Origin of the sequence: Pseudarthrobacter sulfonivorans (genome assembly GCF_024391045.1) — a bacterium.
In the GTDB taxonomy this organism is placed as follows: Bacteria; Actinomycetota; Actinomycetes; order Actinomycetales; family Micrococcaceae; genus Arthrobacter; species Arthrobacter sulfonivorans_B.
Window position 1 is genome coordinate 133911 of sequence record NZ_JANFCZ010000006.1, and the last position, 14683, is coordinate 148593.

12 protein-coding genes are annotated in these 14683 nt (G+C 64.8%); 8 read left to right on the forward strand and 4 right to left on the reverse strand.

What is annotated here, in order from left to right:
- Nucleotides 1–6 precede the first annotated feature (6 nt).
- Nucleotides 7–960 (reverse strand): GerMN domain-containing protein, encoded by a 954-nt coding sequence (locus NQJ30_RS06215; RefSeq protein WP_255768965.1) that lies wholly within the window; start codon nt 958–960, stop codon nt 7–9.
- A 370-nt stretch (nt 961–1330) separates the two neighbouring features.
- On the opposite strand from NQJ30_RS06215, the gene NQJ30_RS06220 reads away from it, so the two are divergent.
- The 5 genes from NQJ30_RS06220 (at nt 1331) to NQJ30_RS06240 (ending at nt 6864) form a co-directional block, all read left to right on the forward strand.
- The gene (locus tag NQJ30_RS06220) at nt 1331–2416 is read left to right on the forward strand and encodes a PhoH family protein (RefSeq protein WP_255768966.1); all 1086 of its coding nucleotides are present in this window, start codon (nt 1331–1333) and stop codon (nt 2414–2416) included.
- Complete coding sequence (ybeY, locus tag NQJ30_RS06225; protein WP_255768967.1) at nt 2413–2886, forward strand: rRNA maturation RNase YbeY; 474 nt, start codon at nt 2413–2415, stop codon at nt 2884–2886. Before NQJ30_RS06220 ends, ybeY begins: the two co-directional genes overlap by 4 nt.
- Complete coding sequence (locus NQJ30_RS06230; protein ID WP_255768968.1) at nt 2883–4214, forward strand: hemolysin family protein; 1332 nt, start codon at nt 2883–2885, stop codon at nt 4212–4214. The genes ybeY and NQJ30_RS06230 overlap by 4 nt, the downstream gene beginning before the upstream one ends.
- Nucleotides 4198–5172 carry a GTPase Era gene (gene era, locus NQJ30_RS06235; RefSeq protein ID WP_255768969.1) on the forward strand — a complete coding sequence of 325 codons (975 nt, stop codon included), beginning with the start codon at nt 4198–4200 and terminating at the stop codon, nt 5170–5172. The genes NQJ30_RS06230 and era overlap by 17 nt, the downstream gene beginning before the upstream one ends.
- Nucleotides 5173–5268: 96 nt before the next feature.
- Nucleotides 5269–6864 (forward strand): LCP family protein, encoded by a 1596-nt coding sequence (locus NQJ30_RS06240; protein WP_255768970.1) that lies wholly within the window; start codon nt 5269–5271, stop codon nt 6862–6864.
- 92 nt (nt 6865–6956) lie between these two features.
- On the opposite strand, the gene NQJ30_RS06245 is transcribed toward NQJ30_RS06240, so the two are convergent.
- Nucleotides 6957–8909, reverse strand: a complete 1953-nt coding sequence (locus NQJ30_RS06245; protein ID WP_255768971.1) for a M13 family metallopeptidase — start codon at nt 8907–8909, stop codon at nt 6957–6959.
- 256 nt (nt 8910–9165) lie between these two features.
- Here NQJ30_RS06245 and leuA point away from each other — a divergent pair, with 256 nt between their 5' ends.
- The 3 genes from leuA (at nt 9166) to NQJ30_RS06260 (ending at nt 12568) form a co-directional block, all read left to right on the forward strand.
- Nucleotides 9166–10905, forward strand: a complete 1740-nt coding sequence (gene leuA, locus NQJ30_RS06250) for a 2-isopropylmalate synthase (RefSeq protein WP_255768972.1) — start codon at nt 9166–9168, stop codon at nt 10903–10905.
- 83 nt (nt 10906–10988) lie between these two features.
- Nucleotides 10989–11741: a DNA repair protein RecO gene (gene recO / locus NQJ30_RS06255; RefSeq protein ID WP_255768973.1), complete on the forward strand. Its 753-nt coding sequence runs from the start codon at nt 10989–10991 to the stop codon at nt 11739–11741.
- Nucleotides 11742–11743: 2 nt separating this feature from the next.
- Nucleotides 11744–12568: an isoprenyl transferase gene (locus NQJ30_RS06260; protein WP_255768974.1), complete on the forward strand. Its 825-nt coding sequence runs from the start codon at nt 11744–11746 to the stop codon at nt 12566–12568.
- On the opposite strand, the gene NQJ30_RS06265 is transcribed toward NQJ30_RS06260, so the two are convergent.
- Entirely contained in the window at nt 12529–13602 is a 1074-nt protein-coding gene (locus NQJ30_RS06265) for an alpha/beta hydrolase (protein ID WP_374113223.1), read from the reverse strand. The two genes, NQJ30_RS06260 and NQJ30_RS06265, sit on opposite strands and share 40 nt — an antisense overlap.
- Nucleotides 13599–14639: an alpha/beta hydrolase gene (locus NQJ30_RS06270; RefSeq protein ID WP_255768976.1), complete on the reverse strand. Its 1041-nt coding sequence runs from the start codon at nt 14637–14639 to the stop codon at nt 13599–13601. The genes NQJ30_RS06265 and NQJ30_RS06270 overlap by 4 nt, the downstream gene beginning before the upstream one ends.
- Nucleotides 14640–14683: the final 44 nt, after the last annotated feature.

Sequence of the window (14683 nt, forward strand, 5' to 3'; positions counted from 1 at the left end):
CCCGGGCTAACTGACGTTGAACTTCCGGGTGTCCACGTTCAGTTCATCGCCGTTGCCGGCATCCGCCTGCCACACCCGGAGCTCGTAGCTTCCGGACGACAGGCTCAGGGCCAGCGTGAACAGCCCCGACTGCGCAGCGTCGCTGCCGGCCGTAGTCTCACCGGTCAGGTACGGCGTCTTGTCCCCGCTGCCGGCGGTCCGCAGGATCTGCCACCTCAATTTGCCCCCGGGAGCGGTGCTGCGGCCCGTGATCTTCACACTGCCGCCGGCAACGTCCGTGCCCTCCTGGGGATCAATGATCCAAACGGGCGCCACCATCCCGGCGGCCCGTGACATCGGGGCACCCAGCTGGACATGCCCGAAGGCCAGGTAATCGGTGTGGCTGTCCACCAGGACCCGGACCTGGATCTGCTGGCCCGAGTCGATCAGCCCGGAACTGGCGGCCGCCGCCGTGGCGGTGAAGATCAGCTGCTGGATGGCGCGGACTGCCATGTCGGCGTCGAGATTGCTGTTAAAGGCATCCGCGGAAACGTCGACAGTAATAACGTTCTTTCCGGAGATTGAAGTCGCCAGCTCCGTGGGACTCTGCCACGGGGTGAAGTAATCGGGATCAAGGGGCTTGTCGGACATCATGGCCCGCAGCGCACGCGTCACCGGGTTCTCCTGCTCCGGGACGTCCCGGAACTCCCGGTACAGGAACACATTGCCGTTGCTGCGGCCGATCCAGTACACGGGTGCCTTGTTGGAGGACTGGGTGGTTTCCAGCGGGGCGCTTGTGGAGGGCGCCCCGGGGGAACCGGAGGCTGCCGCGGTGGAGATTGCGGTCAAGGTGGGCTCGGGGCCGGGATCGGCAATGCAGCCAGTTAGCAGCAGGAGCGCCGGAAGAAGAGCCAGTGCGCCGCGCGCACGGGACGGCCGCGCGGCACGTGCGGCCCCGCGGGGGACGGATGTTTCCGGCACTCTGATGGCCCTGTCCTTCCTGGTTGTGAAAGTTGGGGCCGAGGCCCCCTGAGCCGGTCCCCGGACGGCCTGGATTTCAAGCATGGCACAGCGCGGCACTCCTCACGGGCCCAAATGACCGCTCGGGCGCAACTGCAACGGGAACGATATGCGGCTGATATGAAGTTGAGATCTAATGTCGCCTGCCACGGCATTCCCGCCCCCTTCGGCAGGCCTGCCGGGTGCTGTCCCGGGCCGCCGCGACGACGGCCCTGCTGGCGTAAGATGGAAGAAACCGCTGGCTCCCGCGTACTCGGCAACAGCCCGCACGCAGTGTCCGGCGGTATTTAATTTCGAAGTGGAGGAGACCACGGGCCCGCGGGCCAGCACCATGACTGAATCAACGAACGGAAAGCGCCGGCTCAACCCTGAGCGTGCCGCCGGAGAATTTCCCCATTCACTTCCCGGTGTCCGGACGGAGGTGGTTCTCTTTGACAACTCCGATCAGATGGTCCAATCGCTCGGCAGCCATGATGAGGCGCTGCGGTACATCGAAGAACAGTTCCCTTCCGTCAACTTCCATGTCCGCGGAAACGAACTCTCCATCAGCGGCCCGGCCAACGAAGTACCGCACATCATGCGCCTGCTGCATGAAGTCCGCGGCCTTGTGGCCCGCGGCACCGTGATCAGCCCGGCCGTACTGCAGCAGCTCGTGGCGTTGCTCCGCAGCCAGTCCCTGCAGAATCCCGTGGATGTCCTCACCCACGACATCCTGTCCAGCCGGGGCAAGACCATCCGGCCCAAGACGCTGAACCAAAAAAACTATGTTGACGCGATCGACGCCAACACCGTGATCTTCGGCATCGGCCCCGCCGGCACGGGCAAGACGTTCCTGGCCATGGCGAAGGCTGTCCAGGCGCTGCAGCAGAAAGAAGTCAGCCGCATCATCCTGACCCGGCCGGCCGTCGAAGCCGGCGAGCGGCTGGGGTTCCTGCCCGGCACGCTGAGCGACAAGATTGACCCCTACCTGCGCCCGCTCTACGACGCGCTGCACGACATGATGGACCCCGAATCCATCCCGCGCCTCATGGCCGCCGGGACCATCGAGGTTGCGCCCCTGGCGTATATGCGCGGCCGCACGCTCAACGACGCCTTCATCATCCTTGACGAAGCACAGAACACCACGCCTGAACAAATGAAGATGTTCCTGACCAGGCTGGGCTTCGGATCCAAAATGGTGGTCACCGGGGACGTCACCCAGGTGGACCTTCCCTTCGGGACGCGCTCGGGGCTGCGCATCGTGGAGGAGATCCTGCAGGGCATCGACGACGTCAACTTCTCAGTGCTGGACGCCACGGACGTGGTCCGCCACCGCCTGGTGGGTGACATCGTCAGGGCCTACAGCCTGTGGGACGAAGTCCAGCGGAACAAAGTCAAACACTCAGTAAGCCGTGAGAAACGGGCGGAGCGCGCATGAGCATCGAAGTGAACAACGAATCAGGGATTCAGGTCGACGAAGCGGAACTCGTGGCCCTGGCCCGGTACGTTTTCGAACAGCTGTACATCCACCCCCAGGCTGAACTGTCCATCCTGCTGGTGGACGAACCCGCTATGGAAAAGCTCCACATCGAACTCATGGACGAGCCTGGATCCACCGACGTGCTGTCCGTTCCGATGGATGAGCTCACGCCCGGGACGCCGGATCGGCCAACGCCCCAGGGGATGCTCGGCGACATTGCCGTGTGCCCCCAGGTGGCGCAGATGCAGGCAGCCAACGCCGGGCACGGGCTGCAGGACGAAATGCTGCTTTTGACCACGCACGGCATTCTTCACCTGCTGGGATATGACCATGCTGAGCCTGAAGAGAAGGATGAAATGTTCGGCCTCCAGCGCCAGCTGCTTTCCGGGTTCACCGGCAAAGACGCACCCGCCGAGACCACTCAGTGACGCCCCTGATCCTTGTTGGCATGGCCCTGGTTTTCCTTAGCACCGCCGCCCTCCTGACCGCTGCCGACGCCGCGTTCACGTTCCTTCCCCGGCATGACGCCGAGGATGCGTTGCTGAAAAGCAGGGGCAACGCCATGCGTCGCATTCTTGCCCAGCCCACGGCGCACATCAGGGCGCTGCGGTTTTGGCGGATCTGGTTCGAGATGGCGTCGGCCGTGGCCGTCGCCGTCCTGTTGCACAGCCTGCTGGACAACGTGTGGCTGGCCGGTTTGGCCGCCACGGGCATCATGGCGCTGCTGGGGTTTGTCATCGTCGGGGTTTCGCCCCGCCAGATCGGCAGGCTGCATTCGGGCGCCGTCGTCCGGTACACGGCGCCGCTGATCCGGTTCCTGACCTGGATCCTCGGCCCCATCCCCGGCTGGCTCGTGGCGCTCGGCAGCGCCGCCGCACCGGGGGCGCCGGCGGGGGACGACGCCTTCTTCAGCGAACAGGAATTCCGCGAACTTGTGGATCGGGCTTCCGAGTCGGACATGATCGAAGACAACGAAGCGGAACTGATCCAGTCGGTTTTTGACTTCGGTGATACCTTGGTGCGCGCTGTCATGGTCCCCAGGACGGACATCCTCTGCATCGACGCCGGCTCCAGCCTCAGGCGCGCCATGTCACTGTTCCTGCGTTCGGGGTATTCGCGCATCCCGGTGATCGGGGACAGCACGGACCAGATCCTGGGAATCGTCTACCTCAAGGATGTGGCGGCGACGCTGCACGAGCTGGGCCCCGACGACGAACAGCCGCCGGTGGAAGCGCTGGCACGGGAAGTCCGTTACGTTCCCGAGTCCAAGCCGGTTAGCGAACTGTTGCGTGAACTCCAGAAGGAATCGACGCACGTGGCCATTGTCATTGACGAATACGGCGGCACGGCAGGCCTGGTGACGCTGGAGGACCTCATCGAGGAAATTGTCGGCGAAATCGTGGACGAATACGATACCGAAAGTGCCGAAGCCGTGCCCTTGGGCAGCGGTGCCTTCCGGGTCAGTGCACGCATGAGCGTCGATGACCTGGGGGAGCTGTTCGACATCGAGCTCGACGACGACGAGGTGGACACCGTGGGTGGCTTGCTGGCCAAGGCCCTGGGCCGGGTCCCGATCGTTGGCAGCCACGTGGAGGTGGACGGCATCTCGTTGCGCGCGGACCGGCTGGAAGGCAGGCGCAACCGGGTCAGCCACATCATTGCGGCGCCCGCTCCAAAGATAGACACTGACCTTGACCACCTCTTTGACGAGGCGGAAGCAACCCAGCAGGGAGTTCCACGTGAGCAAGAAAAATAACCGCCCGGCCGGCAAGGGCTCTGAAACGCCGGACTACGGCGGTTACCGGGCCGGTTTCTCAGTACTGGTGGGCCGCCCCAATGCGGGCAAATCGACCCTGACCAATGCCCTGGTGGGGCAGAAGGTGGCCATCACCTCCGCCAAGCCCCAAACCACGCGGCACACCATCCGGGGCATCGTCCACCGGGAGGACGCCCAGCTGGTCCTCGTCGACACACCGGGACTGCACCGTCCCCGCACCCTGCTCGGCAAACGGCTTAACGACCTCGTGGCTGACACCCTGGCCGAAGTCGACGCGATCGGATTCTGCCTGCCGGCCAACGAGAAGATCGGCCCCGGGGATAAGTACATTGCTGCCCAGCTGGCGCAGCTGGGCAGCAAGCCCGTCATCGCCATTGTCACCAAGGCGGACCTGGTGGACCGGCAGGCCCTGACCGAGCAGCTCCTTGCCGTTGCCGCATTGGGCCGTGAAGTCCTTGGCGAGGATGGCTGGAAGGACATCGTCCCCGTCTCCGCCGCCGATGGCTTCCAGGTGGGCACCCTGGCGGATGTCCTCATCAGCCACATGCCGCCGTCGCCCCCGTTGTACCCGGACGGGCACCTGACGGACGAACCGGAAGCGGTGATGATCGCCGAGCTCATCCGTGAGGCCGCCCTCGAGGGCGTGCGCGACGAACTGCCGCACTCCCTGGCCGTTGTGGTGGACGAAATTGTTCCGCGTGAAGACCGGCCCGAGGACCGCCCCTTCCTCGATGTCCGGGTCAACCTATACGTTGAGCGCCCGTCCCAGAAGGCCATCATCATCGGCAAGGGCGGCGCCCGGCTCCGCGAGGTCGGCACCAACGCACGCAAGGCGATCGAAGCCCTGCTGGGTGCCCGCATCTACCTTGACCTGCATGTGAAGGTCGCCAAGGACTGGCAGCGGGACCCCAAACAGCTGGTCAAGCTGGGTTTCTGACCCGGCAGCGCGCCTTGCCTCGGCCGGCCGAGGGGAAGTTCCCAGAAATGGCGACTAAAATGGACCGGATTGAATTTTTCGAGGAAGGTACACCACATGGGGCTAGGCCGCGATAATCGCGAGTACGGAGCTGACGCGTCCGCCGGAGCCGGACCGGTTTCCCGGCACGCGGACGCCAGCGCCGTCGGCGTGGCCCGGCACCTCGGGGGACAGCGCCGCATGCCCGGCTGGCTGAAGGTCACCACAGCTGTCCTGACCATCGCCCTGCTCGGCGGCCTCGGCTTCGCCGGCTACTGGTACTTCCGCCTCCAGTCGAACATCACCACTGCGCCGCTGAGTGCCGGCGACGACGGGGCACTCGCGGGAGACGACGCTACGGGCAGGATGCAAATCCTGATCCTGGGCTCGGACACCAGGGACGGCAAGAACGCCGAGTATGGCACGGCGGAGGATTCCAAGGGTTACGGCAAGTCCGACGTCATGATGCTGATGGACGTCTCCGCCGACAACAAGCGCGTCAGCGTCATCAGCTTCCCCCGGGACCTTCTGGTTGACATTCCCCAGTGCACCGACCCGAAAACGAAGATGACCTATCCGGCCCTCAAGGGTGTCATGATCAATGAGGCAATGTCGCAGGCTGGCATCGGCTGCGCCGTGGACACCATCAACAAGCTGACGGGCCTGAAGATCGACCACTTCATGATGGCCGACTTTAACGCTGTCAAGGAACTCTCCAACACCGTAGGTGGCGTAGATGTCTGCGTCAGCGACGCCATCTACGATCCGGACTCCCGCCTCCGGCTCCCGGCCGGGACCTCTGCCGTGCAGGGGGAAATGGCACTCGCGTTCCTGCGTACCCGGCATGCCTTTGCCGACGGCGGTGACCTCGGCCGCATCAAAGCCCAGCAGGGCTTCCTGTCTTCCCTCACACGGAAGATCAAGGACGACGGCACGTTGACCAACCCGGCAAAAATGCTGAACATCGCGGACACGGTGACGCAGAACCTCACCGTGGACGACGGCCTCGCCTCTGTGCCCTCACTGCTTACGATCGGCACCCGGCTGAAGGACATCGACATCAGCAAGGTGGCCTTCGTAGCCGTGCCCACCACCCCGGCTGTCTCAGACGTCAACCGTCTCCAGATTGCCGAACCGGCCGGCTCGCAACTGTTCACGGCCCTCCAAAAGGACGTCGACCTTACCGATCCCGCGGCCCCCTCGGACCCGGCCACGGCGTCGGCGGCACCGACGGAAACCGCACCGACGGAAACCGCACCGACGGAAACTGCACCGCCCGTGCCGGCCTACAACAAGGCGATCCAGCCCGTCACCGTGGCCAACGGCAGTGGCGTGCCGGGACGGGCACAGGAAATCGTGCAGGCGCTGGTGGCCGGCGGCTTCACGCAGACCGGCCAGTTCGCGGCCACAGCCGTGACCCAAAGCGTGGTCTACTACGGGACAGGCTTTGAGGACGTCGCCGCTGACGTGGCGGCCCTGCTGGGGATTCCGGCCGCCCAGGTACAGTCCGCGCCGCGTGTTGCCGGCGTGCAGGCCTACCTGGGGACCGACTTCACCTCGGGCACTGCCTATGGGGCAGGCGCCGGCCCCGTCGCCCTGCCGGAGGACATCGTCAGCCAGACCGCCGGCGACAAGAGTTGCCAGCAGGCGAATCCTTACCTGATCGTTCGCTGACCGAGGTAAGACTTAGGTAAGAGGGAGAAGAGGCGGGGCCACGCGGCCCCGCCTCTTCTCCGTATTGCATGTGCAATGCGGGCAGGATACGCCTACCAGATGCTGACGCGTTCCTCCTTCGCCATCCACATGCCGTCCTCTTCGGTCACGTCGAAGGCCTCATGGAAGGCGTCCAGGTTCTTGGCGATGGCGTTGGTCCTGAACTCGTTGGGGGAGTGGGGATCCGTGGCGAGCCGCCGGATGGCTTCTTCGGGCCGGATCACCTGGCGCCAGCCCGCTGCCCAGGAGGCAAAGAAGCGCTGCTGGCCCGTCAGCCCGTCCAGGACTTCCGGTTCCTTGCCGTCCAGGCTGAGGAGGTAGGCCTTGTAGGCGATGGTCAGGCCGCCCAGGTCACCGATGTTTTCGCCCAGCGTGAGCTTGCCGTTGACGTTGTGACCGGGCGCCGCATACGGGGACAAAGCATCGTACTGGGCAACCAGCTTCGCGGTCAGCTGATCGAAAGCTTTGCGGTCATCCTCGGACCACCAGTTCCGCAGCGCCCCGCCGCCGTCGAACTGTGAACCCTGGTCGTCAAAACCGTGGCCGATCTCGTGACCGATGACAGCTCCGATTCCACCGTAGTTCACCGCATCATCGGCGTCGGCCGTGAAGAACGGCGGCTGCAGGATGGCTGCGGGGAAGACGATCTCGTTCAGCATCGGGTGGTAGTAGGCGTTCACCGTTTGCGGCGTCATGAGCCACTTGTCGTGGTCCACGGGCTGACCCACCTCGTCGAGGTGACGGTCGACGTCGGCGTTATGGGCCCGCTCCACGTTGCCGAGCAGATCGGCAGGATCGATTTCCACCGCCGAGTAATCGATCCACTTCTCCGGGTAGCCGATCTTGGCCCGGAAGGCTTCGAGTTTCCGCAGGGCCTCGGCCTTGGTAGCCTCGCCCATCCAGTCCAGGCCGGTGATGCTCTGCCGGTAGGCCTCGATCAGGTTGGCCACGAGGGTCTGCATGCGGGCCTTGTGGGACTCCGGGAAGTGTTTGGCCACGTAGATCTGTCCGACGGCCTCGCCAAGTGCGGCTTCGACGACGGCAACGGCACGCTTCCAGCGGTCCTTGTTGCGGGGCGTGCCACTGATGGTGGTTCCGTAGAAGGCAAAGTTGGCATCCACGAACTCGGCCGAGAGGTACGGTGCAGCCGCGTTGATGACCCGCAGCGCCAGCCATTCCTGCCACACCCGCAGCGGCTCGGATTCCAGCAGGGCCGCTGCCCCGCTGAAGAAGTCAGGCGTGCTCACCACGATTTCGTTCCGTTTCGCGGCGTCGATCCCCGCAGCCTCGAACCATGTCCCCAGCAGCGGGAACAGGGCGGCTGCCTCGTCGGACGATTTCAGGTTGTACGTCTTCTGCGGGTCCCGCAGCGTGACATTGTCCCAGTGGTGGGAGGCCAGGCTGGTTTCGAGGGCCACCACGCGGCCGGCCGCCGACTCGGCGTCGTCCAGGCCGGCCAGGCTGAACATGTTCCGGACATACTCCTGGTACGCGGAGACCATGGGCGCGAACTTTTCTTCGCGGTAGTAGGACTCGTCCGGCAGGCCCAGGCCGCCCTGGCCGGTGTACAGCAGTACGCGGTCCGGATTGCCGGCGTCCGGTGCCGGGTAGATGTAAAAGAGGCCTGACACGTCAGCGCGGAAGAGCCTGCCGGCCAGCGCCACAAGATCGGGCACGGAAGTGGTGGCAAAGACGTCGGCGAGCCGCCCCCGGATGGGGTCCATGCCTTTGCCCTCCACGGCAGCTTCGTCCATGAAGCTGTTGTAGAGGTCTCCTACTTTGCGTTCGATGCCGGTGGCGGCGTCGCCCTTGGCGGCGGCCTCTCCGATAATGTCCCGGACCGCGATTTCCGCGCCGTCCCGCAACGCCGTAAACGTCCCCTCCAGCGGCCGGTCATCCGGAATTTCGGTGGCCTTGAGCCAGGTTCCGTTCACGTGCTGGTACAGGTCGTCCTGAGGCCTGACGGTGTGGTCAATGTTGGATAGATCGATCCCCGAAATGGGCACAGAGGCTCCTTTGTGTGGCGTGCCCCAGCCGGCGCTTGCACCGGCTGCGGCGTCTGCATGGTGGACGTTGCTGGAGGTGATGCTCCTTCATCTTACGCACGCGTGTTACTCTCAAATGGTGCGCGCAGAACTGCTTCTTCTTAGCTGCCGCGGCGAGGCCTCAGACGCGATCTAGCGCAAGGCCCACCCTCGTCGCGGAGTTTGTGTTGCCCGGCCACCCTTTCAGATATGAACCACAGAAAAGGCCCCGATAGTAATGCGAAACGCACAGAAGCCCTCCGGAATGCCCGCCCACCGCTACCTGCCGTTCCAGGATCAGATCACCGTTGAGCTGCCGGACCGTACCTGGCCCGACAAAGTCATCACCAAAGCCCCGCGCTGGTGCGCGGTGGACCTGCGTGACGGCAACCAGGCGCTGATTGATCCCATGAGCCCGGCGCGCAAGATGAAGATGTTCGATCTGCTGGTGCGGATGGGCTACAAGGAAATCGAAGTCGGTTTTCCCTCCGCCTCCCAGACCGACTTCGACTTTGTCCGCCAGCTCATCGAAGGCAACCACATTCCCGATGACGTGACCATCCAGGTCCTGACCCAGGCCCGCGAGCAACTGATTGAGCGGACCTACGAGTCGCTGGTGGGCGCCAAGCAGGCCATCGTGCACCTCTACAACTCCACTTCCGTCCTGCAGCGCCGCGTGGTGTTTAATCAGGACGAGGACGGAATCCTGGATATCGCCCTGCAGGGCGCGCGACTGTGCAAGAAGTACGAAGAAACCCTCGTTGACACCCGCATCACCTATGAGTACTCTCCGGAGTCCTTCACGGGAACGGAACTGGAGTACGCCGTCCGGGTGTGCAACGCCATTGCTGACGTGTTCGAGGCCTCTGCCGACCGCCAGGTCATCATGAACCTGCCGGCCACGGTGGAAATGGCCACCCCGAACGTCTACGCGGACTCCATCGAATGGATGCACCGGCACCTGCACCCCCGCGAAGGCATCATTCTTTCCCTGCACCCGCACAATGACCGCGGCACCGGTGTCGCTGCGGCCGAGCTGGGTTACCTGGCCGGTGCGGACCGGATCGAAGGCTGCCTGTTCGGCAACGGCGAGCGGACCGGCAACGTGGACCTGGTCACGCTGGGACTGAACATGTTCGTGCAGGGCATCGACCCCATGATCGACTTCTCCAACATCGACGAAGTCCGGCGCACGGTGGAATACTGCAACCAGCTGCCCGTGGCCGAGCGTACCCCGTACGGCGGCGACCTCGTGTTCACTGCGTTCTCCGGTTCACACCAGGACGCCATCAAGAAGGGCTTTGAGGCCCTGGAACGGGATGCCGCCGCCGCCGGCAAGGACGTTTCGGACTTCACCTGGGCCGTCCCGTACCTGCCCGTGGACCCCAAGGACCTGGGCCGCAGCTACGAAGCCGTCATCCGGGTAAATTCGCAGTCCGGCAAGGGCGGCGTGGCGTACCTGCTCAAGAACGAGCACAGCCTGGACCTGCCGCGGCGCGCCCAGATCGAATTCTCCGGGGTGATCCAGAAGCGCACCGACACCGTGGGCGGTGAAGTCACCGGCGCCCAGCTCTGGCAGATCTTCCAGGACGAGTACCTGCCCTCCAGCCAGCCGGACGGCCAGTGGGGACGTTACTCCCTGGGCTCTTTCAGCACGGAAACCGATGACGACGGCGGGCTGACCTTGCATGCCAACCTCACCGTGGACGGTGCCCAGGTCCGCCGTACCGGCACCGGAAACGGCCCGATCGCCGCGCTGCTGAGCATCCTGCACGACGATGGTGTGGACGTCCGGGTTCTGGACTACAGCGAACACGCACTCTCGGAAGGCGGAAACGCCACCGCGGCTGCTTACGTCGAGTGCGCCGTGGGGGAGCGGGTCCTGTGGGGTGTCGGCATGGATGCCAACACCAGCACCTCCTCCTTGAAAGCAGTGATTTCCGCTGTCAACCGTGCCATCCGGGATGCCCGCGACTGATCCGGAATAGCGTTGCGCGCCGATTTCCGGCGCGCAACGCCCCGGCATTGCCGGCTTTCCGGGACACAGTGCGAAGATTAACCGTGGTCCAACAATCCTTTGCTGCGCGGGCTTACCGCGATGACGCCGTGGTGTTGCGCACCCACAAACTGGGCGAGGCCGACCGCATCATTACCCTCCTGACCAAGCACCACGGCCAGATCAGGGCTGTCGCCAAGGGTGTGCGGCGGACCAGCAGCAAGTTCGGGGCCCGGTTGGAGCCCTTTATGGTCGCGGACCTACAGCTTGTCTCCGGGAAGTCACTGGACATCGTTACCCAGGCTGTTGCCAAGGGCAGTTACGGCGGCAGCATCGCCGCGGACTATGGTCGGTACACCGTGGCGGCGGCCATGACGGAAACAGCCGAGAAACTTACGGACGTTGACGGCGAAGCCGGCACAGCACAGTACAACCTGCTGGTGGGGGCGCTGGCCTCCCTCAGCCGGGGAGACCACGCTCCGGGGCTGATCCTGGACTCCTATCTTCTGCGGGCCCTCGCAACCGGCGGGTGGGCGCCGAGTTTCACGGACTGCGCCCGGTGCGGTGTGCCGGGGCCGCACACGGCCTTTTCCGCTCCCCTCGGCGGCATGGTCTGCGCTGACTGTCGGCCGCCCGGGTCGCCCGCGCCTGCGGCAGAAACCGTTATGCTGCTGGCCGCCCTCCTGACAGGGGACTGGACGACGGCGGACGGATCGGACGTGCCACACCGGCGGGAGGCCGCCGGGCTGGTGGCCGCATACCTGCAGTGGCACCTTGAACGTGTCCTGAAATCCCTCAAACATGTGGAGCGTGGCTGACAGTGGCCTTGGGAAAAAAGAAGAACCCCGCACGGGCACGGACCGCCCCCGTGGTGGCGCCGTATCCGCATCCGTCCGGCGCGGTCGCGCCGAGCATCCCGGCCGAGTTCATTCCCCGCCATGTGGCCATTGTGATGGACGGAAACGGCCGCTGGGCCAATCAGCGGGGCCTGCCGCGGATCGAGGGTCACAAGGCCGGCGAGCCTGCCCTGCTTGATGTGATGGCTGGCGCCATCGAACTCGGCATCGAATATGTGAGTGTCTATGCCTTCTCCACGGAGAACTGGCGCCGTTCCCCGGAGGAAGTCCGGTTCCTCATGGGATTTAACAAGGACGTGCTTCGCAGGCAGCGGAACCAGCTGGACGAGTGGGGTGTCCGCGTCCGCTGGTCCGGCCGCCGGCCCAGACTGTGGGGATCAGTCATTCGGGAACTGGAAGAAGCTGAGGAATTTACCGCGGGCAACAGCACATGCACGTTGACCATGTGTGTTAATTACGGCGGCCGGGCCGAAATCACGGACGCGGTATCGGCCATTGCCGAAGAGGTGGCTGCAGGCCGGATTAAGCCTGGTTCAATTTCAGAGAAGACCATTCAGCGGTTCCTGGACGAACCTGACCTGCCCGACGTCGACCTCTTTCTGCGCAGTTCCGGGGAACAGCGGCTCTCGAACTTCCTGCTGTGGCAGTCGGCCTACGCCGAGTTCGTCTTTATGGACACCCTGTGGCCGGATGTGGACCGGAGGACGCTCTGGAAAGCCGTTGAGATCTACGCTGAACGCGACCGGCGCTACGGAGGCGCAGTCGACGCTGCCTCTCCCCAAGGGTAGGACTCCATCCAGCAGGCAACGTCCCGGTAGGCCTCCTCCCGGATCGGCCGCTCGGAGAGGAAGACGTCGTGAATGGCGCCGGGATACCGAAAGACCGCAATCCGCCGCCCCAGGCGGAGGGCCCGCGTGGCCGTCTCCTCGACGTCGATCACCGCATCAGCGTGCATCAGCTCCTCAGTCCATTCAGCCTGGATCCTGGTCCGGTCCGAGAGCATCACCAGTACAGGCGCCTTAATGTTCAGCCCCCTGGCGACGGCGGCGTGCCCGGCCAGGACCGCCTTCACCCAGCCGGCCCGAATGGGAAAAGACGTGACCGGACGCCAAACGGGATGGAGCTGCCACTCACCGTGTGCTTCGCTGCTGACGCTCTGCCAATAGCCGGGCATCGCCGGCAAAAGGAAAGGACGCCTCGGATCCGCGCGGGCCACCGGTTCCACGAGCCGCATGGCCAGGTTCCGCACGAGGCTGCTTCCCTGCAGCTCCAGCCAGGGGGCATTGAGGATCAGGCTGGCCAGCTCGCCAGGATGACGGTCCGCCCACAGCGCCGCGATGAGGCCCCCGAGGGAATGGGCCAGGACATGCACGGCGGGGGACCGGCCCGGACCGGTCAGGTGCGAAAGGTCGGCCCTGATCGCTGCCAACGCAGCGGACAGGTCCTCGTCGTAAACCTGGAGATCCGCCGCGTAGCCTGACGTCTGCCAGTCCCGCAGGCTCCGGCCGAATTTCCTGAGATCCAGGGCATAGAAGTGGAAACCCTCTGCCGCGAGATGCTCGGCCAGTTCAGCCTGGAGAAAATAGTCGGCCCAGCCATGCAGGTACAGCACCACCCTGACCTCTGACCCGGAGCCGCCGGCGGCTTTCGGTGCCCCGCCGTAACGGATGAGGGTGGCAACCACGTCTCCTTCGTCGTCGGGCATTAATACCAAGGGGCGGGACTGAAAGGACGGGCCCAGGAAATCTTCTGCCCAAGAACACTCGCGAGGATTCGGAACCGGCTCCGTGGCCGGTTCAGCGCCCGGCAGCGGCCCGGTCATGCGCCGGGTCCAAGGCCGCCGGGTTCGGGCGCGGCGGTGCCGTAGCCGCGCAACCACCGGGAGAGCCGGGCATAGGCGTCGGCACGCACTGCGGCAGGAGAAAGAAAGACGTCGTGGAGCGCGCCGTCAATCCGTTCCACCGTGACACTGCGCCCCAGGGTGAGGGCCCGGAGGGCGATGATGTTCACGTCCAGCACCGCGTCCGTACGCCGCATTTCCTCGGTCCAGAACGGACCGTTGGCGCTGCCCCCCGAGAGCAGGACCAGGACAGGGATGTCGATGCCCAGCCCCCTGGCCACCTGGGCATGACCGGACATGACGGCGCTCAGCCAGCCGGCGCGGAGGGGGAACGCCATGGGCGGCCGGAACCTGTCGTCAAGGGTCCATTCGCCTTCTGCTGAACTGCTGATGGTCCGCCAATAGAAGCCCCGTTCAGGCAGCCTCAGGATCGCTTCCGGCCGGAAGCGGGCCACCGGCCGCACCATCGTGGAGGCTGCCCGGCGTACCAGTGAGCTGCCATGCATTTCCAACCACGGACTATTCAGTATCAGGTTCGAGACTCTTCCGGGGTGGCGGCTGACCCACAGGGCGGCCACCAGGCCGCCGGTGGAATGACCCATAAGCGTCAACTCAGACTGGGCCGGACTTGCTGAATTGCCCTGGATGATGGCCATGGCGTGGCCGATTTCGGCGTCGTAGTCGGCCAGATCTGCCACGTAGCCGCCAGGCGTCCCCGGACGCAGGCTGCGGCCGTGGTTATGCATGTCCAGTGCGTAGAACTCGTAGCCACTGCGCCGCCAGAAGTGCGCAAGGTCAATATTGAAGAAATAGTCACTCCAGCCATGAAGGAAAAGTACCGCACGCCGCGGGCCGGCATTGGTGGCCGGGGGCTGATGGGCGCGCTCCTGCGTTTCCGGAGCGACGGTGCCGGGGCTCAACCGGACCAGCGTCGCGGTTCGCCGGATACCGTCGGCTCCTGATGCTTCAAAGGTGCATGCTTCGAAGCCCGCACCGAGGATGTCAGGCTGCCACTCCATGGCTTTATCGTAGCCGGGCAACCGTTAAGAACGGTCCGGTTTGG